Annotated in this window: 23 protein-coding genes; 15 read left to right on the top strand and 8 right to left on the bottom strand. The window is 70.0% G+C overall.

Annotated elements, in window-relative coordinates:
• Positions 1-99 precede the first annotated feature (99 nt).
• The 7 genes from ACX114_RS34955 to ACX114_RS34925 all read left to right on the top strand — a co-directional run bounded on the left by ACX114_RS34955 (position 100) and on the right by ACX114_RS34925 (position 7,993).
• Positions 100-729 (top strand): methylthioribulose 1-phosphate dehydratase, encoded by a 630-nt coding sequence (locus tag ACX114_RS34955; protein WP_459291671.1) that lies wholly within the window; start codon positions 100-102, stop codon positions 727-729.
• A complete protein-coding gene (locus ACX114_RS34950; RefSeq protein WP_459291670.1) occupies positions 726-1,271 on the top strand; it encodes a 1,2-dihydroxy-3-keto-5-methylthiopentene dioxygenase in 546 nt (181 codons plus the stop codon). Before ACX114_RS34955 ends, ACX114_RS34950 begins: the two co-directional genes overlap by 4 nt.
• Positions 1,268-1,969 (top strand): acireductone synthase, encoded by a 702-nt coding sequence (gene mtnC / locus ACX114_RS34945; protein ID WP_459291669.1) that lies wholly within the window; start codon positions 1,268-1,270, stop codon positions 1,967-1,969. Before ACX114_RS34950 ends, mtnC begins: the two co-directional genes overlap by 4 nt.
• A 36-nt stretch (positions 1,970-2,005) precedes the next feature.
• Entirely contained in the window at positions 2,006-2,890 is an 885-nt protein-coding gene (locus tag ACX114_RS34940) for an S-methyl-5'-thioadenosine phosphorylase (protein WP_459291668.1), read from the top strand.
• Positions 2,891-2,917: 27 nt separating this feature from the next.
• On the top strand, positions 2,918-4,033 hold the full coding sequence (gene mtnA, locus ACX114_RS34935) for an S-methyl-5-thioribose-1-phosphate isomerase (protein ID WP_459291667.1): 1,116 nt from the start codon (positions 2,918-2,920) through the stop codon (positions 4,031-4,033).
• The gene (locus ACX114_RS34930; protein ID WP_459291666.1) at positions 4,030-4,674 is read left to right on the top strand and encodes a class II aldolase/adducin family protein; all 645 of its coding nucleotides are present in this window, start codon (positions 4,030-4,032) and stop codon (positions 4,672-4,674) included. The genes mtnA and ACX114_RS34930 overlap by 4 nt, the downstream gene beginning before the upstream one ends.
• A 103-nt stretch (positions 4,675-4,777) precedes the next feature.
• Complete coding sequence (locus tag ACX114_RS34925; protein ID WP_459291665.1) at positions 4,778-7,993, top strand: CHAT domain-containing tetratricopeptide repeat protein; 3,216 nt, start codon at positions 4,778-4,780, stop codon at positions 7,991-7,993.
• On the opposite strand, the gene ACX114_RS34920 is transcribed toward ACX114_RS34925, so the two are convergent.
• Complete coding sequence (locus ACX114_RS34920) at positions 7,975-8,904, bottom strand: hypothetical protein (RefSeq protein ID WP_459291664.1); 930 nt, start codon at positions 8,902-8,904, stop codon at positions 7,975-7,977. The two genes, ACX114_RS34925 and ACX114_RS34920, sit on opposite strands and share 19 nt — an antisense overlap.
• Before the next feature lie 88 nt (positions 8,905-8,992).
• Positions 8,993-10,165: a metallophosphoesterase gene (locus tag ACX114_RS34915; RefSeq protein WP_459291663.1), complete on the bottom strand. Its 1,173-nt coding sequence runs from the start codon at positions 10,163-10,165 to the stop codon at positions 8,993-8,995.
• Positions 10,166-10,291: 126 nt separating this feature from the next.
• Here ACX114_RS34915 and sitA6 point away from each other — a divergent pair, with 126 nt between their 5' ends.
• Both sitA6 and sitI6 read left to right on the top strand, forming a co-directional pair.
• Complete coding sequence (sitA6, locus tag ACX114_RS34910) at positions 10,292-10,972, top strand: SitA6 family polymorphic toxin lipoprotein (protein WP_459291662.1); 681 nt, start codon at positions 10,292-10,294, stop codon at positions 10,970-10,972.
• A gap of 3 nt (positions 10,973-10,975) precedes the next feature.
• Positions 10,976-11,665, top strand: coding sequence for a SitI6 family double-CXXCG motif immunity protein (gene sitI6, locus ACX114_RS34905; protein ID WP_459291661.1), 690 nt, complete (start codon positions 10,976-10,978; stop codon positions 11,663-11,665).
• Between the two features lie 26 nt (positions 11,666-11,691).
• Here the strand turns inward: sitI6 and ACX114_RS34900 are convergent, their stop codons facing one another.
• From ACX114_RS34900 to ACX114_RS34890, 3 genes are all read right to left on the bottom strand, one after another.
• Entirely contained in the window at positions 11,692-12,228 is a 537-nt protein-coding gene (locus ACX114_RS34900; RefSeq protein ID WP_459291660.1) for an FHA domain-containing protein, read from the bottom strand.
• Positions 12,229-12,312: 84 nt separating this feature from the next.
• Positions 12,313-13,947, bottom strand: a complete 1,635-nt coding sequence (locus ACX114_RS34895; protein ID WP_459291659.1) for a long-chain fatty acid--CoA ligase — start codon at positions 13,945-13,947, stop codon at positions 12,313-12,315.
• A 105-nt stretch (positions 13,948-14,052) separates the two neighbouring features.
• A complete protein-coding gene (locus ACX114_RS34890) occupies positions 14,053-15,090 on the bottom strand; it encodes a 6-phosphofructokinase (protein WP_459291658.1) in 1,038 nt (345 codons plus the stop codon).
• 219 nt (positions 15,091-15,309) lie between these two features.
• Between ACX114_RS34890 and ACX114_RS34885 the strand changes: the two genes are divergently transcribed.
• From ACX114_RS34885 to ACX114_RS34875, 3 genes are all read left to right on the top strand, one after another.
• Positions 15,310-16,068 (top strand): glucosamine-6-phosphate deaminase, encoded by a 759-nt coding sequence (locus tag ACX114_RS34885; protein WP_459291657.1) that lies wholly within the window; start codon positions 15,310-15,312, stop codon positions 16,066-16,068.
• 75 nt (positions 16,069-16,143) lie between these two features.
• Positions 16,144-17,262 (top strand): NAD(P)-dependent alcohol dehydrogenase, encoded by a 1,119-nt coding sequence (locus ACX114_RS34880; RefSeq protein ID WP_459291656.1) that lies wholly within the window; start codon positions 16,144-16,146, stop codon positions 17,260-17,262.
• Positions 17,259-17,780 (top strand): DUF4334 domain-containing protein, encoded by a 522-nt coding sequence (locus ACX114_RS34875; RefSeq protein ID WP_459291655.1) that lies wholly within the window; start codon positions 17,259-17,261, stop codon positions 17,778-17,780. Before ACX114_RS34880 ends, ACX114_RS34875 begins: the two co-directional genes overlap by 4 nt.
• On the opposite strand, the gene ACX114_RS34870 is transcribed toward ACX114_RS34875, so the two are convergent.
• The 3 genes from ACX114_RS34870 to ACX114_RS34860 all read right to left on the bottom strand — a co-directional run bounded on the left by ACX114_RS34870 (position 17,726) and on the right by ACX114_RS34860 (position 19,739).
• On the bottom strand, positions 17,726-18,472 hold the full coding sequence (locus ACX114_RS34870) for a lytic transglycosylase domain-containing protein (RefSeq protein ID WP_459291654.1): 747 nt from the start codon (positions 18,470-18,472) through the stop codon (positions 17,726-17,728). The two genes, ACX114_RS34875 and ACX114_RS34870, sit on opposite strands and share 55 nt — an antisense overlap.
• A gap of 94 nt (positions 18,473-18,566) precedes the next feature.
• A complete protein-coding gene (locus ACX114_RS34865) occupies positions 18,567-19,118 on the bottom strand; it encodes a hypothetical protein (protein ID WP_459291653.1) in 552 nt (183 codons plus the stop codon).
• Positions 19,119-19,136: 18 nt separating this feature from the next.
• Positions 19,137-19,739 carry a hypothetical protein gene (locus tag ACX114_RS34860; RefSeq protein WP_459291652.1) on the bottom strand — a complete coding sequence of 201 codons (603 nt, stop codon included), beginning with the start codon at positions 19,737-19,739 and terminating at the stop codon, positions 19,137-19,139.
• Between the two features lie 324 nt (positions 19,740-20,063).
• Between ACX114_RS34860 and ACX114_RS34855 the strand changes: the two genes are divergently transcribed.
• From ACX114_RS34855 to ACX114_RS34845, 3 genes are read left to right on the top strand one after another with little or no spacing between them, the layout of a single operon-like run.
• The gene (locus ACX114_RS34855) at positions 20,064-20,741 is read left to right on the top strand and encodes a carboxypeptidase-like regulatory domain-containing protein (RefSeq protein WP_459291651.1); all 678 of its coding nucleotides are present in this window, start codon (positions 20,064-20,066) and stop codon (positions 20,739-20,741) included.
• Between the two features lie 2 nt (positions 20,742-20,743).
• The gene (locus ACX114_RS34850; protein WP_459291650.1) at positions 20,744-21,445 is read left to right on the top strand and encodes a hypothetical protein; all 702 of its coding nucleotides are present in this window, start codon (positions 20,744-20,746) and stop codon (positions 21,443-21,445) included.
• Positions 21,446-21,501: 56 nt separating this feature from the next.
• Positions 21,502-22,800, top strand: a complete 1,299-nt coding sequence (locus ACX114_RS34845; RefSeq protein WP_459291649.1) for a hypothetical protein — start codon at positions 21,502-21,504, stop codon at positions 22,798-22,800.
• Positions 22,801-22,944 lie beyond the last annotated feature (144 nt).

Here is a 22,944-nt window from a genome sequence, read left to right as displayed (position 1 = left end):
CTGCGTTGCGTTCCCTTGCGCCTACCGGCGATCGCCGGATTATGCTCCGTGTCATCAACGCGATGTTTCATCGCGTCCTCAAGCTCCCCCGAGGGATGGATGAGCATCGAACCGGCCCCCGCCGCGACCCTGTCCGAAGCGGCCCGTGAAATCGTCGAAGTGGGCCGCTTCTTGAGCGTGCGCAACTTCGTGCCCGCCACCAGCGGCAACTTCTCCCGCAGGCTGGATGCCCGCACCTGCGCCGTCACCCGCTCCGGCGTGGACAAGGGCGAGCTGGTGGAGGCGGACATCCTGGTCGCGGACATCCACGCGCCGCCGCCCAAGGGCTCGTCCGCGGAGACGCCCCTTCACCTTCAGCTGTATCGCGACCGGCCGGAGGTGCAGGCCGTGCTGCACACGCACTCCGTGGTGGCCGCGCTCCTGTCGAACCTGCGGCTGCCGGAAGGCGAGCTGGTGCTCCAGGACTTCGAATTGCTCAAGGCCCTGGGTGACACGCGCACGCATGAGACGGCGGTGTCCATCCCCATCTTCCCCAACGACCAGGACATCCCCCGGCTCGCGGACAAGGTGACCGCGATGCTCGCGAAACGCACGGACCTGGTCGCGTATCTCATTGCCGGCCATGGGCTCTACACCTGGGGCCGGAGCATGGCCGAGGCCCGGCGCCACGTGGTGGCGCTGGAACACCTGCTGACGTACGAACTCGAGAAGATGAAGGTGCGGCGATGAGCAAGCTGATTGTCTACAACGACCACCAGCCGGAGGCGCCGCTGGGCGTCTTCACCGAAGCCGAGGACATCCGTCGCGAGCTCAAGCCCGCGGGCGTGCGCTTCGAGCGCGTGAACGCCTCCGTGGACCTGCCGGACGGCGCGGGCCAGGAAGAGGTCCTCGCGGCCTACAAGCACATCGTGGACGCGGAGATGAAGGCCCACGGCTACAACACCGTGGACGTGGCGCGCATCAAGCCGGACGCCCCCAACGTGGAGGCCGCCCGCGCGAAGTTCCTCTCCGAGCACGCCCACACGGAGGACGAGTCGCGCATCATGGTGGAGGGCAGCGGCTGCTTCTACCTGCACGCGGGCGACAAGGTCTTCCAGGTGGAGTGCACGCGCGGCGACCTCATCAGCGTGCCGGAAGGCATGAAGCACTGGTTCGACATGGGCGAGAAGCCCCGGTTCGCCGCCATCCGCTTCTTCATCCGCCCGGACGGCTGGGTGGGCCACTTCACCGGCGAGACCATCGCCGAGCGCTTCCCGAAGTACGCGCCGTGAGTGCCCCCAAGGCCGTCGTCACGGACATCGAAGGCACCACCAGCTCCATCGCCTTCGTGAAGGACGTGCTCTTCCCCTTCGCGCGGAAGCACCTGGCGGAGTACGTCGCCACGCACGGGCAGGAGGCCGCCGTGCGCCAGTGCCTGTCGGACGCCCGCACGCTCGCGGGTGAGCCGGCCCTGGGCGACGTGGGCACCGTCGCGCTGCTCCAGCGCTGGCTGGACGAGGACCGCAAGGCCACGCCGCTCAAGACGCTCCAGGGGCTCATCTGGGCGGACGGCTACGCGCGCGGTGAGCTCAAGGGCCACGTCCACGCGGACGCGGCCCGGGCCCTGCGCGAATGGCACGCGAAGGGGATGCGCCTGTATGTCTATTCCTCCGGCAGCATCGCCGCGCAGAAGCTGATCTTCGGCTACAGCGTGGAGGGGGACCTGACGCCGGTGTTCTCCGGCTACTTCGACACCACCACCGGGCCCAAGGTGGAGGCGGCGTCGTACACGAAGATTGCCCAGGCGCTGGAGCTGCCCCCCGGCGACATCCTGTTCCTCTCCGACAACACGGCGGAGCTGGACGCGGCGAAGCAGGCGGGCCTGCGCACCGCGGCCCTGGACCGGGGCGAGGTGGCCCTGCCGCCCGGCCACGGGCACCCGGTGTTCCAAGACTTCACGTCGCTCGACCCGTTCGCGCACGTGTCCTGAATCGATTCTTCATCCCGGAGCGGAGTCTCCCCATCCATGTCGAGTTCCAACAAGCCCGTGCTGGGCATCATCGGCGGCAGCGGCCTGTATCAGATTGATGGCCTGACGGATGTCTCGTGGCGCCGGGTGTCGTCGCCGTTCGGTGAGACGTCGGACGAGTTCTGCTTCGGGCGCATCGGCGACCAGCCGGTGGTGTTCCTGCCGCGCCACGGTCGTGGGCACAAGATCCCGCCGTCGGAGCTGAACTTCCGCGCGAACATCGACGCGCTCAAGCGCAGCGGCGTGACGGACATCCTCTCCGTCTCCGCGGTGGGCAGCCTGCGCGAGGACCTGCCGCCGGGCACCTTCGTGGTGGTGGATCAGTTCGTGGACCGCACCTTCGCGCGCGTGAAGAGCTTCTTCTCGCAGGGGCTGGTGGCGCACGTGTCCATGGCGAAGCCCACGTGCTCGCGCCTGGGCGACGCGGTGATGTCCGCGTGCGAGGGCCTGGACATCAAGGTCGTGCGCGGCGGCACGTACCTGGTGATGGAGGGCCCGCAGTTCTCCACGCTGGCGGAGAGCAAGCTGTACCGGCAGTGGGGCTGCGACGTGATTGGCATGACCAACATGCCGGAGGCCAAGCTCGCCCGTGAGGCGGAGATCTGCTACGCGAGCGTGTCGATGGTCACGGATTACGACTGCTGGCATCCGGACCACGACGCGGTGACGGTGGACCAGGTGGTCGCGGTGCTGCTGGGCAACGCGGGCAAGGCGCGCGGGCTGGTGAAGAACATCGCGCCGCTCGTGGGCCAGCACTCCACGCCGTGCCACTCCGGCTGCCAGACGGCGCTGGAGCACGCCATCATGACGTCGCCCGACGCGCGCGACCCGGCCATGGTGGAGAAGCTCTCCGCGGTGGCGGGCCGCGTCCTCAAGCGCTGAAGCGCACGGAACAAGGAAGACACGGCGATGAAAGTCCAAGGCGTTCCGATGCGCTCCATCTGGGTCGAGTCCGACGGCTGGAGCGTCGGCGTCATCGACCAGACGCGCCTGCCGCACGCGTTCGTGAAGGTGAAGCTGTCCACGGCGGACGAAGCGGGCCACGCCATCCGCAGCATGCTGGTGCGCGGCGCGCCGCTCATCGGCGCCACGGCCGCTTATGGCGTGTGTCTGGCCATGCGGCAGGACGCGTCCGACGGCGCGCTGGAGAAGGCGCTGACCATGCTCCGCGCCACGCGGCCCACGGCGGTGAACCTGCACTGGGCGCTGGATGGAATGCGCCAGGTGCTCGCGCCGCTGAAGCCGTCCGAGCGCGTGGCGGCGGCGTACCGGCAGGCGGCGGCGCTGTGCGACGAGGACGTGGCCATCAACCGCGCCATCGGCGAGCACGCGCTGAAGCTGTTCCAGGAGGCGTGGGACAAGAAGGGCCGCAAGGGGCGGCTCAACGTGCTCACGCACTGCAACGCCGGCTGGCTGGCCACGGTGGACTGGGGCACGGCGCTGGCGCCCATGTACCTGGCGCACGACGCGGGCCTGCCCCTGCACGTCTGGGTGGATGAGACGCGTCCTCGCAACCAGGGCGCGGTGCTGACGGCGTGGGAGCTGGGACAGCACGGCGTCCCGCACACGGTCATCGCGGACAACGTCGGCGGCCACCTGATGCAGCACGGGGAAGTGGACCTGTGCATCGTCGGCACGGACCGCACGACGGCGCGCGGGGATGTGGCGAACAAGATCGGCACGTACCTGAAGGCGCTGGCCGCGAAGGACAACGGCGTGCCGTTCTACGTGGCGCTGCCGTCGCCCACCATCGACTGGACCATCCAGGACGGCGTGAAGGAGATCCCCATCGAGCAGCGCGACGGCACGGAGCTCAGCGACGTCACGGGCCGGCTGCCTTCGGGGGACATCGCCACGGTGCGGATCACTCCGCCGGGGAGCCCCGCCGCGAACTACGCGTTCGACGTGACGCCCGCGCGGTTGGTGACGGCGCTCATCACGGAGCGCGGCGTGTGTCCGGCGACGGAGGAGGGGATGCTGTCCCTCTTCCCGGAGCGGCGCGCGCAGCGGAGCCCCGCGAAGTGAGCGGGGCGGGGGGCCACCAGGCACTGCGCGAGGCGATGGTGGCCACCTCGCGGCGGATGAACACGTCCGGGCTGAACCAGGGCACGTCCGGCAACCTGAGCCAGCGGGTGGAGGGCGGCTTCCTCCTCACGCCGTCCGGGATGAACTACGAGACGATGACGCCGGAGGACCTGGTCCTCATGCGCTTCGACGGCTCGCACGAGGGCCACCGCAAGCCGTCCACCGAGTGGCAACTGCACCGGGACATCCTCCAGGCGCGGCCGGAGGTGGGCGCGGTGCTGCACGCGCACAGCATGTTCAGCACCACGCTGGCGTGCCTGCGCCGGGGCATCCCCGCCTTCCACTACATGGTGTCCGCCGCGGGCGGCACGGACATCCGGTGCGCGGAGTACGCCACCTTTGGTACGCCGGAGCTGGCGCGGCACATGATGGTGGCCCTGGAGGGCCGCAAGGCGTGTCTGCTGGCCAACCACGGCATGGTCGCCCTGGGCGTGGACCTGGCGGCGGCCTGGAAGCTGGCGGTGGAGGTGGAGACGCTGGCGGCCATGTATTGGCGCGCGCTCCAGATTGGCGAGCCCGTGGTGCTGGACGACGCCGAAATGGAGCGCGTGTTCCAGCAATTCCGGGGGTATGGCCAGTAGGAAGTGCTCCGCGCACACGTTCCTGCATGATTCTTGGGGTCCCTGTCTCTAAGTCGGGAAGGGGGACTCGGATGGGTCATCCCAGTCCCCAGGAGGAGTCGGAATGCGGTGGGTTCTCGGGTGCATGGTGATGATGGCACTGGGGTGTGCCTCGATCATGCCGGTGGGGCGGGAGCCCTCGGACCCCCGGCTGACGGAAGCGAGCGAGGCCTATGACCGCTCCGCGACGCTCTACGAGGCGGGTCGCTATGCCGAGGCCGTGGCGCCCGGTGAGCAGGCCCTGGCGCTGCGGGAGGCCGTGCTCGGGGGCTCGCATCCGGACGTGGCCTACTGCCTGAACCTGCTGGGAGAGGTGTATCGCCTCCAGGGGGACTTCGCCCGGGCGGGTGTCGCCCACGAGCGCGCGCTGGCCATCCGCGAAGCGGTGGTGAACGACGACGCCGCGAAGGCCGTCACGGTGGCTTCGCTGCTGAGCTTCGCGGCCTCCCCCAACATGGAGACGGACCGTCAGGCCGGGGGCTTCTACGACCACGGGCACGCCATGTCCCGGCGGACGAACAACCTGTTCAGCATGGACAAGCGCCGCCGCATGGGCGCGTTCGCCAGCCAGGAGGTGACCCTCAGCGAGAACCAGTCCGCCTACGCCGAGTCCCTCAACAACCTGGCCAACCTCTATCAGCAGCAGGGGCTCTACAGCCGGGCGGAGCCGCTCTACTCGCGCGCGTTGGACCTGCGGGAGACGGTGCTCGGCAAGCACCACCTCACCGTCGCGGACTCGCTCAACAACCTGGCGCTGCTCTACCGGGAGCAGGGGCTGTATGGCCGGGCGGAGCCGCTCTACGTGCGGGCGCTCGCGCTGCGCGAGTCGGCGCTGGGCAAGGAGGATCCGCTCGTCGCGGACTCGCTCGACACGCTGGCCACGCTCTACCAGGACCAGGGCCAGTACGGCCGGGCGGAGCCGCTGGGCCTGCGCGCGCTCTCCATCCGGGAGGAGGCGCTGGGCAAGAAGCATCCGCTGGTCGCGGACTCGCTCAACAACCTGGCCAATCTCTATCAGGACCAGGGGCTGTACGACCGCGCGGAGCCGCTCTACGCGAGGGCGCTGGCCATCCGGGAGGCGGCGACGGACGGCAGCCCGTCCGACCTGGCCGCCGCGCTCAACAACCTGGCGACGCTCTATCAGGCGCAGGGGAAGTACGACCGGGCGGAGCCGCTCTATGCGCGGGCGTTCCGGATCTGGGAGAAGGCGTTCGGCAAGCACCATCCGCACGTGGCGGCTTCGCTCAACAACCTGGCGACGCTCTACCGGAAGCAGGGCAAGTACGACCGGGCGGAGCCGCTCTACGAGCGCGCGCTGGCCATCTGGGAGGAGGTGCTCGGCCGGAACCATCCGGATGTCGCCGGTTCGCTCAACAACCTGGCCACGCTCTATCGGGACCAGGGGAAGTACCGCCAGGCGGAGCCGCTCTACGAGCGCGCGCTGGCCATCCGTGAGGCCGTGCTGGGCCGGAACCATCCGGATCTCGCGGCGTCACTCAACAACCTGGCGCTCCTGCGTCTGGCGCAGCACCGCCTCAACGATGCAGTGCCCTTGTTCACGCGCGCCTTCGGAGTCTCCGAGCAGCGCCTGCGCCGCGAGGCGCTCGAGTTCTCCGAGGCGCGGCTGGCCAGCTTCCTCCAGCACCTGCGCGCGGACGAGGAGCAGCTCTACGCGCTCGTGCGCGCGCACCCGGGCTCCGCGGACATCCGGCGTCTGGCTTTGAGCGCCGCGCTGCTGCTCAAGGGCCGCTCCGTGGAAGAGACCGCGGACATCTCCCGAGCGGTCTACCGGAGCCTGGGCGCGGAGGAGCGCGGCACCTTCGAGCGGTTGCGCAAGCTGCGCACCCAACTGGCCAGCCTCTCGCTGCACGGGCCCGGCACGCTCACGCCGTCCTCGTATCAGCGGCAGCTCACGGCGCTGACCGAGCAGGGCGATGCGTTGGAATCGACGCTCGCCAGCCGCTCCGCGCCGCTGCGCGCGTTGGCCGCGCTGCCCGCGCCGGGTGACATCGTCGACCGTGTCGCTGGGGCCCTGCCGGACGATGGCGCCCTCGTGGAGTTCATCACCTACGAGGACCGTCCCCTCGTGCTGGGGACGGGCACGGCCCACCTCCGCTGTCTGGCATTGGTGCTCCTGCCCGACGGTAACATCCGCGCGTTGGACCTGGGGCCCGCGGCGCCCATCGAAGCCGCGGCCTCCAGCCTGCGCGACGCGCTGGCCCGCCGGGACGCGGCCTTCGAGGACTCCGCCCACGCGCTCTACCGGCTCGCGTTCCAGCCGCTGCTCCCGCTTTTGGGGAAGGCCCGCCGCCTCTTCCTCTCACCGGATGGTCAGTTGGCGCTGGTGCCCTTCGCGGCGCTGCACGACGGGCGGCAGTACCTGGTGGACAGCTACGACTTCACCTACGTGACGTCCGGCAAGGACCTGCTGCCCCGGCCGCAGCAGCCACGGCCCGCGTCCTCGGTGGTGGTGCTGGCGGATCCGGCCTTCAACACGGGGCTGCAAGCCTCCGTGGGAAGCGCGCCCGTGGTGGCGGAGCGTTCGCCGTCGCTGCGGCGCGAGGACCTGGTGGCGCGGGACTGGGCGCCGGTGCCGTTGCCGGGCTCGCGTGAGGAGGCGGAGGCCATCCAGCGCCTGTTCCCGCAGGCGCAGCTGTTCCTGGGACCGAAGGCGACGAAGGAGCGGCTGCTGCACCTGCGCACGCCGGGCATCCTCCACCTGGCTACCCACGGCTTCTTCCTGGAGGACGCCGCCGCGCCGGAGAACACGCGGGCCGTCGCGACCTTCGGAGCGCTGGGCGAGGACCCTCAGGCCGCGCGCCCGCCGGATCCGCTGCTGCGCTCCGGCCTGCTGCTCGCGGGGGAGACGGAGAAGACGAACGCCTCCGACAGCGCGCTGGTGACGGCGCTGGAGCTGGCGGGGCTGGACCTGTGGGGCACTCAACTGGTGGTCCTGTCCGCATGCGACACGGGCCGGGGCGCGGTCCGCCGGGGCCAGGGCGTCTACGGTCTGCGCCGGGCCTTCCTGGTGGCGGGCGCGGAGACGGTGGTGATGAGCCTCTGGAAGGTGGACGACGCGACGACGCGCACGCTGATGGAGACCTACTATCGCCACCTGCTCGGCGGCGAGGGCCTGGCCACTGCGCTGCGTGAGGCGATGCGCGAGCTGCGAGTCGCTCAGCCCCATCCGCACTACTGGGCGCCGTTCATCGCGATGGGGCGGGACACGCCGCTGCGATGGCTCGACGCGGACGCGCGGGCTCAGGCCGGCGGCGGGTAGATGTCCTCGAGGATTTCGGAGCGCTCGGGGTACATCTGCTCGAACGCGGCCAGGGCCTCGGGGCCGCCGTCGAGCGCGCGCATGTACTCGGACCAGGCCTCCGCGAAGTCCTCCGTGTAGACGCCGGAGTCGTTGAAGCTGTCCTCGGTGTAGTCGTTGAGGTGGTTGCCGTCCGCGGCGGCGGCCTCCGCCCAGCCGTCGGGGATGGGCGGGGGCTCGCCCGCGAGCTTCTCGAGGATGCCGGACAGGAAGTTGTCGTTGGCGTCCTCCACCTGCCGGCCGATGAGGTGGCCGATCTCGTGATGGAAGATGTCGTCCGTGACGTTGGCCCCGCCGTCATAGAAGGTGATGGTGCCGTCGCCCGCCCGAGCGGCGGCGTTGTCCGGATCCGGATCCTTCTTGATGACGACGCGCTCGAGCGAGCCCCGGAGGTCCTCCGGCGTCTCGCTGTACGAATCGATGACCTGGGCGAGGACGTCCTCCGTGTCCACGTCGGCGCCCTCCTCGACCCTCACGGTGAACCGGTCGTTCCCCACGGTGACCACGTAGACGTCGTCACCGCCGCCCGCGAAGCCAGGGGGGAGCTGCGTGACGGAGACCTGCTCCGTCTTCCCGTCCGTGTTGGTGAAGGGCACCGGGTTGCCCGTCTCCAGGGCCTCCGCCACGGCGGCGCCTCGAGGGTTGATGAGCTTCCCGAGGTCCCCGGGCGACAGGGGCGGAGGCGGAGGCGGAAGCGGAGGCAGGAAGGGCTTCGGAGGCCGGGGCGGCTCGAAGCCGCTGGCGCCCTGGAACGCACGCACCGCCGTGTTCTGGATGGGGGCCGGCGTCGGAAGCGCCGCGGGACGGGCGTTGAGGACGGGCTTGGGCGCGGGGGGCGGCGGCAGGGGGCGCGACAGAAGCTTCGTGAGCATGAGGAACTCTCCTTGCTCACCGGTACGAAATGCGTGCGCGGCCGGTTACACCTGGACGTACGTGGACCCCGTTTCACCCACGGAGGACTCAGGCGCTGCGCAGCGTGAGCAGCGTCACCTCGGGCGGGACGCCGATGCGGAAGGGGAGCCAGTGTCCCGTGCCGCCGGAGACGTAGAGGTGGCTGTCCTTGAAGCGGTAGCGGCCCAGCATGTGTTTGAAGGCGAAGCCGAACAGCGGCACTCCCAGGAAGGCCACCTGACCGCCGTGCGTGTGGCCCGCGAGTGTGAGGCGTGCGCCGCGCTCGGCGGCGTAGGGGAAGAAGTCCGGGTGGTGGGAGAGGCAGAGCACCACGTCGTCCGGGTTGCCGTCCTTGAAGGCCGTCTCCGCGGAGCGCTGCCAGCGGCGGTCGCGTCCGGCGCGGCTGGGACCGGACATGGGGTAGTCCACGCCCACGACGCGCACGCGCTGACCGCCGTGCTCCAGCACATGGGCTTCATCCACGAGCAGCCGGACCGGCGCGCCCCGCTGTGACAGTTGCTCATAGCCGCCCAGGACTTCATCGAGCCCGCGCCAGTGCTCGTGGTTGCCGAGCACCGCGAGCATGCCGTGGCGGGCCGTCGTGGAGGCGAGGGCGGCCATGGTCTCGTCGACTTGATTCACGTCGTCGATGAGGTCACCGGTCATCACCTGGAGGTCCACGCCCGCTTTGTTCATCACCTCCACGGCGCCGCGCAGGTACTCGGGGGAGATGAAGGGGCCCACGTGCACGTCGGTGATCTGCCCGATGCGGAAGCCATCGAGCGCGGCGGGGAGGCCACGCAGCTTCACCTCGACCTCGCGAACGCTGAAGCCCAGGCTGCCGCCCACGACGCCCACGCCACTGGCGCTGATGGCAAGGACGGGCATGGCCTGACCGGCCTTCACCAGGAGGCTCCGGCGCTCCAGGTCCACGCCGGGAGGCGCGGCCTGCCGCTTCCGTTCCGCGCGCAGCTTGAGGATGAGGAACGGCGGGCCCATCAGCATCACCAGCAGCGCGGCGATGCTCCACACCACGGCGAACAGCTTCACCGGCACCAGGGCCGGAGGCGTGTGGTGCAGGCCGTAGCCGGTGACCGCGGGCACGGTCCAGGCTGCGAACGCGAAGACAGACAGGCCCACCAGCACGCCATGGCGCCAGCCCCGGGTGACGGCGGGCAACAGCCTGCGCAGCACAAGGTACGCGCCCAGGTAGACGAACAGCAGGACCAACAGCCTTCCCATGGTGTGCGCGCTCTCGGTGTCGTGAGGAGCCCCCAGGATAACGGACCCCCTGACCGCGCGCCGTGCCCCGTGACCGGGCTGCTCGCCTCCTGGGCTTCACGGAACTTAACGTGAAATAACGGGAAAATGAGACGAGACTCTGGAGCCGGTCTCCGCGTCGTGTGCCTGTGGCTGGTGCTGCTGCTGGGGTGCGCCTCCGCACCCGTGAGAACGGAGTGCGAAGCCAGCGCCGAGGACCAGTGCCTCACGCAGGTCTGCGACGACGACGTCTGCGCGCTGTTCCGCTGCGAGGACCTGGCACCGAAGCGCATCGTGCGGACGCGAGGGGCCACGCCGGTGGCGCCCATCTTCGTCGCGCCCGGCAGTAGGCCACAGCGGACGTGGGGAAGCGCGCAGGGCCTGCCGCGAGACGCGGTGCCCGTCATGGTCTTCCGCTGGCACCGGCGGGAGAAGCTGCCCAGTGAGCTTCGCCGCGAGAAGGCGCAACAGGAGTGGGCGAAGCGGCCGAAGGAGCGGCACCACATCTTCCCGCAGGCGTTCAAGAAGCACTTCGAGGACAAGGGTATTGAGATCCACAAGTACGTCTTGATGATCGATGCGGAAGTTCACGCACGCATCCATCGTGGCGCGTTGGGCGGGCCCTGGAATCGAGATTGGAATACCTTCATCGAACTTCAAGGGTCCGAGGCTGACATTCCGGATCATTTCGAGCACGCCGCATGGATGATTCGAAAATACGAACTCTTCGGTCTTCCAATGACGTATTGGCAGCAGGTCGACCTGCTGCCCGTACCCTTCGAGGATTGAGCCATGCGCTATTTCGAAGTTCGTGGCCCGCCTGACGGTGTGGAGCCGCAATGGAGCGGTGAGTACCGGGCCGAGCACCGATGGCACCTGTCCGGCGTGAACTGTCCCAGGTTCGGCCCCTGGTCATGGATGGATGCCTTTCCATCCGTGGACCTCTCCGCTGTCGACGAGCCGGTGCTGGCTGATTCCAAGGGGCCCATGTCCGTCGCGGAATACAACCGGCTGGTGACGCTCATTCGCCCCTTTGTTCCTCCCGAGCTTCCTGTGAGAGCGGGGGGCTCGTTCGGGCCCATGGTCGGAACGGCGCGAGGCAGGTTCGGTCCCATCACCTGTTGGCCCGCATGGCGAGTGCTCCTCCGCGAGGACGCGGTGGAACTGCTCAAGGCCGAAGGCCTGCGGGGCATCATCGCGGTCCGCATGGAGCTCCGGTCCCGCCGGAGCACGATGCCAGCGCTCTATGAGCTGGAAGCCCGGCCCATGGCCCGGCTGCATCCCGACTGCATCGGCGAATGGAAGACGCCCGCGTGTGACCTCTGCGGCAAGCCCGAGTCGTTCTCCCTGCCTCCGAAGCGCTGGCTGCTGCGCTCCTCCATTCCGGAGGGCCTCGACGTCTTCGGTATCGACGGGGCCAACCCTCGCGTCGTCAGCGAACGCTTCGTCGAAGCCCTGCAACGACTGGGTCCGCGGACGTGACGTACCGCGAGCTTCCTGCGGAGTAGTCACATCCCTCCACCCGGGCTCGCGAGCCGCAGGTGCGAGTGCAGCGTCTCCGCTCGCAGGTACAGGAACTGCGCATCCCCGAAGGCCAGCGCGTCCCCGTCCGCGAGCATCCGCTCCTCGCCTTCGCCCAGCTCCGCGGCGTTCAGCCAGGTGCCGTTCATCGACTTCAGGTCCTTCACCGAGCACGTGCCCTGCGCCGCGTGCCAGCGCAGCACCGCGTGCTGCTTGGACACGGACGGGTCGTGCACCATCAGCGCGCATCCCTCCGTCCGCCCCACCTTCAACTCCTGCCCGTCCTGCTCCGGCCCCAGGAAGTGGACCTCCAGGGAGTCGAACGCCTGGAGCATCACGAGCAGCCGGTCCACCAGCCGGGACCGGTGCGCCATGCCCACCGTGCGCGCCTCCGCCAGCCGCAACGCCACCTGCTGGAACACCGGCTCCGGCGGCTGTTGGATCAGCACCACCGGTCCGGAGGCTTGCAGGAACGCCTGGACGGGCGCGTAGGCGAACGGGCGGAGCTGTTGGACGGAAGGCATCACGCCCCCACGTTACCCCCAGCCCCGCCTGTGCGCGAGCCACGGACTCCCAGTGTCAGCTGCCCGTCGGTCCTTCCAACCACTTCAGGACGCGGCAGACGCCTTCATCAGGTGGTCGCCGTAATCCTCCCGCAACTTCATCTTCAGGAACTTCCCCGTCGACGTGCGCGGAATCTGCTGCACGAAGAGGATGTCATCCGGCAGCCACCACTTCGCGAACTGCTTCTCCAGGTGCGCCGTCAGCTCCTCCTTCGTCGCCTGCTGCCCCGGCTTGAAGACCACAGCCGCCAGCGGCCGCTCGTCCCACTTGGGATGCCGGCCCGCGAACACCGCCGCCTCCAGCACGGACGGGTGCGCCATCAGCGCGTTCTCCAGCGCCACGGAGCTGATCCACTCGCCGCCGGACTTGATGACGTCCTTGCTGCGGTCGGTGATGTGCAGGTAGCCCGCCGGGTCGATGGTCACCACGTCGCCCGTCTTGAACCACCCGTCCTTCGTGAACCGGTCCTTGCCCTCGTCGCCGTAGTACGACGCCGCCACCATGGGCCCGCGCACCTCCAATTCGCCCATGGCCTTGCCGTCCCAGGGAAGAATCTCCCCCGTGTCGCTCACGTGGCGCGTCTCCACGAACGGCACGGAGTAGCCCTGCGACGCGTACGCATCCAACTGCGTCTCCGGCGACGCCGTGTGCAAATCGCCCTTGAGCCGCGCGAGCGTGCCCACCGGGTTCATCTCCGTCATGCCCCACGCGTGCAGCACGTTCTGCCCGTGGCGCTTGCGGAACCCGTCAATCAGCGCCGGCGGCGCCGCCGAGCCACCAATCACCATGTGCCGCATCCGGCTCAGGTCCCACTTGCCCGGCTCGCGGTCCAACTGCGCCAGGATGCCCAGCCAGATGGTGGGCACGCCGCCCGCCACCGTGACCTTCTCGTTCTGCATCAGCTCCAGGAGCGACTGCGGATCCAGGTGCGGCCCGGGCAGCACCTGCTTCGCGCCCGTGAGCAGCGCGTCGAACGGCAGGCCCCACGCCGCCGCGTGGAACATGGGCACCACCGCCAGCACCGTGTCGGACTCCTTCAGCCCCAACACCTCCGGCAGGCAGCACACCAGCGTGTGCAACACGATGGAGCGGTGGCTGAAGAGCACGCCCTTCGGGTTGCCCGTCGTGCCGGACGTGTAGCAGAGCATCGCCGCGCTGTTCTCATCCAGGCGCGGGAACTCGAAGGTGGGCGACTCCGCCGCGAGCAGCTTCTCGTAGTCCAGCCGCCCCTCCGGCACCGGCCCGTCATCCGGGATGACGATGACGTGCTTGATGCTGCCGGCGGCCTTCTCGAACTTCTCCACCAGCGGCAGCAGCGAGCGGTCCACCACGATGACCGTGTCCTCCGCGTGGCGCGCGATGTAGCCCAGGTCGTTGGGGTGCAGCCGCAGGTTGAGCGTGTGCATCACCGCGCCCATCGCCGGCACGCCGAAGTAGACCTCCAGATGCTGGTGGTGGTTCCAGCTCAGCGACGCCACGCGGTCCCCGGGCTTCACTCCCAGCCGCGTGAGCGCGTTCGCCAATTGGCAGACACGCTTGTGGAAGTCCGCGTACGTGTAGCGGTGCAGGGACTTGTCCGGCTTGCGGCTGACGATCTCCTGCGCGGCGTAGTAGGAGCGCGCGCGCTCCAGGAAGTGCGTCAGGGTGAGCGGGAAGTCCATCATGCGACCGGTGAGCATCGGCACCATCCCTTCGGGAGAGGGGGAGACGGGCGGATGCTACCGGATGCGTGGCGTCACGCCTGCCACTCCAAGTGGGGGCAGGCATGGCGCATCACGTCAATGTCAGCCGAAGAAAACCTGGGCGACCTTGAAGAACTCCTCGGGGACGCGCTTGAGCTCGCGGGTGGCTTCCGCCAGGTGCTCGCTGACGATTTCGTTCCCGCGCAGGGCGGCCATCTTGCCGAACTCGCCGCGGGCGACCATGTCGCACGCATGCACGCCGAACCGGGTGGCGAGCACGCGGTCGTGCGCCGTGGGGGCGCCGCCGCGCTGGATGTGGCCCAGCACGGAGACGCGCGTCTCGAAGCCCGTGCGCCGTTCAATCTCCGCGGCGACGATGTTGCCCACGCCGCCCAGGCGCGGACGGCCCGCTTCGTCCAGGGCGCCCGTGGTGACGAGCTGCTCGTTCTGGTCCGCGGACAGCTTGATGCGCGTGCCTTCCGCCACCACGACGATGGAGAAGGTGCGCCCGCCCGCGTTGCGGCGCTGCAGGTGCTGCGCGACGGCCTCCAGGTCCGCGGGAATCTCCGGGACGAGGATGACATCCGCGCCGCCGGCGATGCCCGCGTAGGTGGCGATCCACCCGACGTGCCGGCCCATCACCTCGCAGACGATGACGCGCTTGTGCGACTCGGCGGTGGAGTGCAGCCGGTCCACGGCCTCCGTCGCGATGTGGACCGCGGTGTCGAAGCCGAAGGTGAAGTCCGTGCCGTTGAGGTCGTTGTCGATGGTCTTCGGCACGCCGACGATGCGCAGGCCCTCCTGGGACATGCGCGTGGCGGCGGACAGGGTGCCCTCGCCGCCAATGGCGATGACCGCGTGGATGCCATTGCGCTCGATGGCGCGCTTCACGCGCTCCAGGCCGTTCTCCACCTTGAACGGGTTGACGCGCGAGGTGCCCAGGATGGTGCCACCCCGGTGGAGGATGCCGGAGGTGGTCTCCCGCGTGAGGCGGAAGTGGTTGTCGTCCAGCAGGCCCTTCCATCCATCCCGCAGGCCCATCATCTCGAAGCCGTGCTCGCTGGCACGGCGGACGATGGCTCGGATGACCGCATTGAGGCCGGGGCAATCACCCCCGCCGGTGAGCACGGCGACTTTCATGGGTCCGGTTCTAGCCCGACCCGGCCTCCACGCGTGAGGACGGATTGCATGGAACGCCCGTGGGAAACCTTCCCCGGTCCCCGGGCGTGCGGGGGACCTGGGTTGTCAATCGCCGGACGTGTTCACGTGTAATTCCCCCAGGCGTGGGGCCTTGCCGCGCGGCGCCACGCACCGGGCGGCTGGGGGACCGGCGACCGGGGCGGGTATGCTGACCCGTCCATGAACCTACGGGTGTTCCAGACGGAGCAGGAGGCGGCCACCACCTGCGCGGCGCGAATCGCCGAGGCGGTGCGTCACACGCCGGAGCTGGTGCTGGGGCTCGTCACGGGGCGCTCGCCGCTCAACGTGTACCGGAACCTCGTGGAGCTGGCGGCCCGGGGGGCGCTGGACCTGTCGCGGGCCACGACCTTCAACGTGGACGAGTTCCTGGGCCTGCCGCCCGAGGACGCGGGCAGCTTCCGCGCGTACATGGACCGGCACCTGTTCCGGCATGTGAATCTGTCAACGGAGCGGATCCACTTCTTCGACGGGTGCGCGCCGGACGCGGAGGCGGAATGCGCGCGCTATGACGCGGCGCTCGCGGCAGCCGGAGGGCTGGACCTGCTGCTGTTGGGCGTGGGTCCCAACGGGCACATCGCCTTCAACGAACCCGGCGAGGTGCTGACGGCGACGAGCCACCGCGCGCGCCTGTCGCGGGAGACGCGGCTGTCCCACGTGATGGCGTTCGGGGATGATCCGTCGAAGGTGCCCATGGCGGCGCTGACGCTGGGCATGGCGGCAGTGCTCCAGGCGCGCAAGGTGGTGGTGCTCGCGTTCGGCGTGAACAAGGCCGCGGCGGTGACGGCGATGGTGCACGGCCCGCTCACGCCCCGGTGGCCCGCGTCGTTCCTCCAGCTGCACCGCGACGTGGAGCTGTGGCTGGACACGGGCGCGGCCAGCGGCCTGCACGGGCGCAAGCTGGAAGCAGCCTGGCGCTGACCTGAAAAGGCACGGGAGCCCCCAAAAGGCCCGGGGGATGTGACTTTATTGGCGAACTGCCAATAGTATGTGGCCATGGGTCTTCCAGTGCGAGCCGCGCTGCTGCGGGAAGTAGGCGGTCCCTTCGTCATCGACGAGGTCGAGCTCGATGCGCCGCGAGAGGGCGAGCTGCGCGTGCGGGTGGCGGCGAGTGGCATCTGTCACACCGACCTCACGTACCGGGCCGGCGCGGGCCGCTTCCCGCTGCCCGCGGTGCTGGGCCACGAGGGCGCGGGCGTGGTGGAGGCGGTGGGGGAGGGCGTGACGGACTTCCAGCCCGGCGACGCGGTGGTGCTCAGCTACTTCTCGTGCCGCGGCTGCCGCACGTGCGCGGGCGGACACTTTCCGTACTGCGAGCGGGCCTACGCGGGGAACTTCTCCGGCGCGCGGCCGGATGGCTCGTTCCCCATGCGGTGGCGCGGTGAGCCCGTCCGCTCGAGCTTCTTCCACCAGTCATCGTTCGCCACGCACGTGCTGGCGCATCAGCACAACGCGGTGAAGGTGGATGCCTCGGTGTCGCTGGAGCGGGTCGCGCCGCTGGGCTGCGGGTTCCAGACGGGAGCGGGGGCGGTGCTGGAGGCGTTCAAACTCCAGCCAGGGCAGCAGCTTGCCGTCTTCGGGGCGGGCTCCGTCGGGCTCGCGGCCATCATGGCGGCGCGGGTCGCGGGTGCTTCTCGCATCCTCGCGGTGGACCTCAGCGCGGAGCGGCTGGAGCTCGCGCGTGAGCTGGGGGCCACGGACACGTTCCTGGCGAATGAGCCCGGGCTCACGAAGACGGTGGTGGCGCTCACGCGGGGCGGCGTGGACTTCGCGCTGGAGTGCGTCGGATCGCCGCAGGTGTTGCGGCAGGCGTTCGATGTGACCCGTCCGCTGGGCACGTGCGGGTTGCTCGGGCTTCCTGGCCGGGACGCGGAGGTCTCGCTGTCCATGACGGCGCTGCTCCTGGGGCGGAGGCTGGTGGGCATCCTCGAGGGCAACGTGGACCCCAAGGCCTTCATCCCCAGGCTGGTCGCGCTGAACGCGGAGGGGCGCTTCCCGCTGGAGAAGCTGAGCCGCGCGTATCCCTTCGAAGCCATCAACGACGCGGTCCACGACATGGAGTCGCGCGTGGCGGTCAAACCGGTGCTGTGCATGCCAGGAGGAGGAACGACATGACGTTCGACGAAGCAGTGAAGGCCGGGCGCGTCCGCGTGGAGGAGGCGCTCGCGTTGTTCGACAGCCTGCCCGCGGTGGACGTCGGGTTCATGCGTGGCACGTGGCAGGGGCGCGAGTTCCAGACGGGACACCCGTTGGACGGGCTGCTCGCTTCGACCGGCTGGTACGGCAAGCAGTTCGTCGACGCGGAGAGCGTGCACCCGTTGCTCTTCCACACGGAGGACCGCAAGGCGGTGTTCCCGGTGGATCCGCGCAAGTGGCCGTCCCCGGAGTCCGCGGGGCCCGTGGCGCCGCACCAGGCTTCGGTCGGGACGGACCAGTTCAAGGCGCGGCTGCGCATGCTGGAGTTCCGGGGGCGGCTCAGCGCGACGATGATCTACGACGACCGGCCCATCCTCGACGTGTTCCGGAAGGTGGACCGGGACACGCTGCTGGGGCTGATGGACGCGCGGGACATGCCGCCCTACTTCTTCGTGCTGCGCCGTGAGGCGGAGGCCCCACCCGGAGCCCGACCCTGAAGTCCATCCCCCTGGGGACGGGCCTTCCGCGCGACGGGAGCCTTCACCGCGGCTGCCTTGACCCGAGTCGCGGAGACCGCCGGGCGCTTCGCCACGACCGGTGCCTTCGGCCGCGTGTGCTCATAGGCCGCGAGCACCTTGGCCACGTAGAACTCCGTCTCCCCGTTGCGCGGCACGCGTCCGTTCACCGACCCCGGGCCCGCGTTGTACGCGGCCACCGCCAGGGGCACGTCGCGGAACCTTCGAAGCTGTTCGGCTAGGTAGCGCCCGCTCGCGTTGACTGCCGGCGCTGGGTCGAAGGGATCCTCCACCCGCATCTGCGCCGCCGTGTCCGGCATGAGCTGCCCGGGCCCCATGGCCCCCGCGGGCGAGATGCGGTGCACCCGCGTCTCCGACTCCACCTGGATGAGCGCCTTCAGGAGCCCCGGCGGAATCCCGTGGCGGCGCTCCGTGTCCTCGATGAGCGGCTCCAGCGGGGGGTGGCCGTCCAGCACGCACTCGGGCCGGTGCGCCACGTAGGCTCCCAGCGCGCGCGCCTTCGTCTGGAGGAAGGAGAAGGACAGGGGCGACACCTGCGTCTCGCCCAGCCACGCCACGCCCAGGTTGAGCAGCACCACGGGCACCAGCGCGCACGGCACCAGCCACGCCCATCCCGGAATCTCGATGCCGCCCACGGCCCGCTTGCGTCCCACCCTCCCCACTTAAGGGCGCCGCGAGTCCCCGTCCAACTTCCGGCCGGCCCGCCGCCCCGGCGGCGTGCTTTTCGCCGGGGCGGGAGTGGAGGCTTCAGAACAGCAGGCCGAAGTAGTTGGCGCTCGCCTTGGCGCCCACGCAGACCTCGACGTCCGCGGTCCACGACTGCGTGGGGGGCGACCCGGTGGCCTGGAAGAGGAACTCCAGCTCCTCCTGCTTGGCCAGGTCCAGCACGTCCACCGCGCCGCTGCTGGTGAGCGTGAGCTTGTTCGTGGAGCCGCCGTTGCCGGTGCGACGGAACTCGCCCAGCAGCACGTACTCCGCGGAGCCCGGCTTGCGCACGGAGAGGCTGGCGCGCTCGATGCCGCTGATGTCCGTGCTGGCGGTGGCGTCGAAGAGCTTCAGCCGCAGCTCCGTCTCCACGTCGGCGTCCTCGGGCAGCGCGCTGGCGAAGTCACCCAGCGGGATCGTGAAGGACTGCTCCACGGAGCCGGCGATGGGCGGGGAGGCGGGGAAGGACAGGTCGTTCTCGTTCTTGCAGATGCGCTCGGCCTCCACCTCGACGGTGAAGAGCGACTCACAGCCCGTGCCGAACAGGGCCACGGCGCCAGCGAGCAGGAGGGTGCGGAAGGATTGCGTTCGCATGGTGGAAGGGCTCCTGGCTCAGAAGAAGTAGACGATGAAGCCCAGCTTCACCGACGGGATGGTGGCGCGCAGGTGCAGCGGGCCGGACGTGACGCTGTCGTCGCCGGAGGCGTCCTGGATGAGCGGCGTGGGGTCCGGCACGGTCATCGCCACGTAGCTCAGGCCCACGTTGAGGAAGAAGTTGAAGCGGCTCTTCGTGCCCACCTCCAGGCCCACGCTGCCCGTCACGTAGTTGTAGGTGACGTCGCGGATGGCCTCGGACGTGGCGCTCGGCTCACGGCCCAGCCAGTCCAGCACCTCGCTGTACTCCGAGCCGAAGTAGTGCCCGGCCTCCGCGTTGAAGGACGGCGCGATGAAGGTGTCCATCGGCAGGATGCTCAGGCCGCCGCGCACGCCGATGCTGAGCGTGTTCGTGGTGGGGCCCGCGTGCAGCCGCAGCCAGTTCGTGGGGCGCACCACGGCGGACAGGCCGATGCCGTGCGGAGCGCCCGCGTCCAGCAGCAGGCCCACCTTGTGGGGCGAGTCGTCGTCCTGCGCGAGCGCCGGGGTGGCGGTGCCCAACACCGCCAGGCACCCCAGGGCGATGCCGGAGGAGAGAAGGGAAGGGTGTCGTCGTCTCAAAGAAGGGGAGTCCATCGTCATGACGAAAGTTCCACGGTGAATGCCGGCCCAGCGGCCATTCTTCGCGGAAGGCGAGCGGGAAATGAAGTGCTTCACGCGAAACCCGTACGGGCTTTCCGGGATGCCACGACCCGCGGTGGAGGGACTGCCCGGTTCCCGACACGCTGCGTGGTCCCTCAAGACCTGGGAATGCGTGCAATGCCTGTCAAATCAACGACGTCCTGTTCAATCCCGTGGGTGATGTCCAGCCAAACCACCGGATGAGAGCGTATGATGAAAGAAAACGGTGGCGTGGCATTCAGGGCCGGAACCGGGGGGCCAAGGATGATCGACGAAGTCGATCTGCGCATGAGAGCGTGGGTGGGACGGATTGCCACGGATTCGCCGGTGCACCTGGGCGTGCCCGACCGTGAGGCCCTGGACCGGGGTGTCTGTCTTTACCTCCTGGAGCTGGGGCCGGCGCCCCTGACCCGGGCGGGGAAGCGGGGCGGGTTGCAGTTCACCGTCTGCTACCTGGTGACGGTGGGCGCGGAGACACCCGAGCGCGCGCACCGGTTGTTGGGCGACCTGGTGTTCGCGGCCATGAGCGACAAGGAATTGGAGGTGGACCTGAGCCCGGTGCCGGCGGCGCTGTGGGCGGGTTTGCGCTCGGTGCCGCGTCCGGCCTTCCGCCTGCGGGTGCAGGTGCGCAAGGAGCAGCCCCTGGCGGAGGTGCGATGTCTGTCTTTGGTGGATGGGCCGTCCGCGCAGGCCCCCCTGCTGGGTCGGGTGGTGGGGCCCGGTGACGTGCCCATTCGCGACGCGTGGGTGGCGTTGCCGTCGTTGCAGTTGAGCACGCGCACGGACGCGCAGGGGCACTTCCACTTCCCCCACGTGCCGCCGGGGGAGTCGCTGGGCCGGCTGGAGGTGCGCGCGGAGGGCGAGCTCTTGTCGGTGGAGTCGGAGGTGCTGGCCACGGGGACCTCGCCGTTGATCATCCGGATGCCGGTGAAGGAGGAGTGACGATGCTCGCGGGTCCGCCATCCGGGGCCGTGGAGGCGCGGCCTCGCGAGCGGCGGCACCTGGCCTGGGTGTTGTCGCTGGCCCGGTGGGTGAAGACCTGGGCGGAGCGGGTGCTCGCGGAGCACGCGGCGGCGGTGGCGAAGGCGGCGGCGGAGCTGGGAGGCGCGCGGGTGCGCTCGCTGCCCCTGCGCGAGCCAGCCGTGGTGCTGCTGCCGGTGCCCCTGTGGCCTCCCCGGGTGGACATGCCGGTGTCCCCGCCGCCGTTCTCGGAAGCGCCCACGCCCCGCTTGAACACGCTGAGGTGCATCCCGAAGGAGGGGGACGTCCCGGACGTGGAGCGCGAGGCCGTGTCGCTCCAGGCAGTGCCCCGGGTGCCCTTCGGGTTCGACCCGGATGACCTGCTGCCCCCGGAGCCCGTGGCGGTGGTGGCCCCTCCTCCGTCGCCCGTGCGGTTGCTCCAGGCCGCCGCGCTTCCGTGCGAAGAGCTGCCGCCCGTCGCGCCCCGGCCGTTGCAGGAGGTGACGTCATTTCCCAGGGACCCCGCGAAGGACCTCATCGCGCTCCTGAAGGAGTCGATGGGAACACCGGCCAGGCCGTCCCTGCCCTGGTCGGAGGCGCTGCCGCCCTCGCCCGACGAACCCGCAGACGCGGCGGAGATGCTGCGTCAGTGTGAGCGATTGGAACTGGAGCCGCCGGTGGAGTGACGGTGGGGGCGTGCATCCGGCGGCCTGTTTCGCGCGGGGCTATGCTGTCCCGCGCGATGCCCGAGCGGTCACGTTCCAGCGCTGTCCCGTCAGGCCTCACGGCGGCCGATGTCGAGCGTCAGCTGGAGGGCCGCGCGGAGGTCCTCGCGGCGGCGCGGCGCCCGTACGCGGAGCTGGAGAAGGCGCTTTCCGGCCGGCGGTGGCGGCGGGCGCTGACGCGGCGTCCGGAGCTGGTGCCCGCGCTCGTGGCGGAATCACAGGCGGTGGAGGAGGCGCTGGACCGGGTTCAGCGCCGCGCGGCGCAGGAGGCCTGGCCGGACGACACGCCCGTGTGGAAGGCGGCGCGGGAGTTGTCGGCCCGGCGGGAGCGGCTGACGCGGCTGGCCCGGCGCAGGCTGGATGTTCTGACGGTGGCGCCCGAAGGCGTGTCGCTGGAGGTGGCGTTGACGCGCCTGGATGCGCTGGTGCGCCAGGAGGTGCAGTGGGCGCTGAAGCCCGGCGAGGTGGTCGTCCACGAGGCCTTCGCGCAGGGGTACCAGCGGCGGGACAAAGCGAGACAGCTGCGCTCGGAGCTGCCCGCGCACTACGGCTGGCGCCTGGCGGTCAGCTGGATCCTGGCGTTCGCGGTCGTCCTCCTGGCGCCTCCCGACATGAAGAATCTGGCGGGGTTCCTCTTCCTGGTGATTGCCATGGCACCCGCGGCCTGGGACCTGCTGCGCTCGGGGCGTACGCGGCTGACCAGCGAGCGGCTGCTGTGGAAGCCGCTCTTCGGGGCGCTCCAGGAGGTGCGGCTGGGAAGCATCGGCGCGGGCGGCGTCTGGGTGGAGCGGGCCTGGGACGTGTGCGTGGCCGGTGACCGCCGCTGGCGCGCGCGCTCGCTCTGGGAGGCGTCCGAACTGGCGCTGCTCATCGAGCTCCACCGTCAGCCGCCCCTGCGCGGCGCGGCGCGGGCGGGCGTGCGCCTGGACACCGTGGCGGTGTTCCCCGCGAAGCTCGGCAAGCAGAAGGGCTTCTGCGTGCTGGGGCCCCAGGGCCTGTCCTTCATCCCGGAGGGGCGCGGCTCCCGGTCCCTGCGCGCCGTCACCGGTCATCCTTCCGCGCTGAGCGGCTTCGACTCCGACCTGGTGCTGGACGCCCTGCGCTGGCTTCCGGAGGCGGAGTTCGACGCCTGTGTGCTGCGCATGGTGGAGGCCACCGGCGGTGTGGCCTGGTCCCGCACGGACGCGCGCTACGTGCCGGGCGCCCCGGTGTGGCGGCGAATCCGCATCGAGCGCGGGGGCCTGACGCTGACCGGCCGCGTGGAGTGGGACCAGCAGGATGCCGCCGACCGGCTCCTGCGCGACTGGCCCCGGTAAAAGGGAACGCCGACCAGGCAACGCCCTTCACTGCGTACACAGGGATGGAGCCGTCGCGCCGCGCGGCGCTTCCACCGGGTCCGGGTCCACCCGTCCCTCAATGTCAGACGCCACAGCTACAGTGAAGCAGGGGTCCCCAGCCCC

It is taken from the genome of Corallococcus sp. M7, assembly GCF_054512695.1.
Note: the sequence above shows the minus strand (reverse complement) of the source record. Positions and strands in the feature narration are given on the sequence as shown.

Bases quoted from the DNA above. Each gene is read 5' to 3' on its own strand.
- ACX114_RS34955 (WP_459291671.1), top strand. From the start codon at position 100: ATGAGCATCGAACCGGCCCCCGCCGCGACCCTGTCCGAAGCGGCCCGT.
- ACX114_RS34855 (WP_459291651.1), top strand. From the start codon at position 20,064: ATGATCGACGAAGTCGATCTGCGCATGAGAGCGTGGGTGGGACGGATT.
- ACX114_RS34865 (WP_459291653.1), bottom strand. From the start codon at position 19,118: ATGCGAACGCAATCCTTCCGCACCCTCCTGCTCGCTGGCGCCGTGGCC.
- ACX114_RS34880 (WP_459291656.1), top strand. From the start codon at position 16,144: ATGGGTCTTCCAGTGCGAGCCGCGCTGCTGCGGGAAGTAGGCGGTCCC.
- ACX114_RS34915 (WP_459291663.1), bottom strand. From the start codon at position 10,165: ATGGGAAGGCTGTTGGTCCTGCTGTTCGTCTACCTGGGCGCGTACCTT.
- ACX114_RS34900 (WP_459291660.1), bottom strand. From the start codon at position 12,228: ATGCCTTCCGTCCAACAGCTCCGCCCGTTCGCCTACGCGCCCGTCCAG.
- sitA6 (WP_459291662.1), top strand. From the start codon at position 10,292: ATGAGACGAGACTCTGGAGCCGGTCTCCGCGTCGTGTGCCTGTGGCTG.
- sitI6 (WP_459291661.1), top strand. From the start codon at position 10,976: ATGCGCTATTTCGAAGTTCGTGGCCCGCCTGACGGTGTGGAGCCGCAA.
- ACX114_RS34950 (WP_459291670.1), top strand. From the start codon at position 726: ATGAGCAAGCTGATTGTCTACAACGACCACCAGCCGGAGGCGCCGCTG.
- mtnA (WP_459291667.1), top strand. From the start codon at position 2,918: ATGAAAGTCCAAGGCGTTCCGATGCGCTCCATCTGGGTCGAGTCCGAC.
- ACX114_RS34925 (WP_459291665.1), top strand. From the start codon at position 4,778: ATGCGGTGGGTTCTCGGGTGCATGGTGATGATGGCACTGGGGTGTGCC.
- ACX114_RS34850 (WP_459291650.1), top strand. From the start codon at position 20,744: ATGCTCGCGGGTCCGCCATCCGGGGCCGTGGAGGCGCGGCCTCGCGAG.
- ACX114_RS34940 (WP_459291668.1), top strand. From the start codon at position 2,006: ATGTCGAGTTCCAACAAGCCCGTGCTGGGCATCATCGGCGGCAGCGGC.
- ACX114_RS34885 (WP_459291657.1), top strand. From the start codon at position 15,310: ATGAACCTACGGGTGTTCCAGACGGAGCAGGAGGCGGCCACCACCTGC.
- ACX114_RS34875 (WP_459291655.1), top strand. From the start codon at position 17,259: ATGACGTTCGACGAAGCAGTGAAGGCCGGGCGCGTCCGCGTGGAGGAG.
- ACX114_RS34890 (WP_459291658.1), bottom strand. From the start codon at position 15,090: ATGAAAGTCGCCGTGCTCACCGGCGGGGGTGATTGCCCCGGCCTCAAT.
- ACX114_RS34845 (WP_459291649.1), top strand. From the start codon at position 21,502: ATGCCCGAGCGGTCACGTTCCAGCGCTGTCCCGTCAGGCCTCACGGCG.
- ACX114_RS34895 (WP_459291659.1), bottom strand. From the start codon at position 13,947: ATGCTCACCGGTCGCATGATGGACTTCCCGCTCACCCTGACGCACTTC.
- ACX114_RS34920 (WP_459291664.1), bottom strand. From the start codon at position 8,904: ATGCTCACGAAGCTTCTGTCGCGCCCCCTGCCGCCGCCCCCCGCGCCC.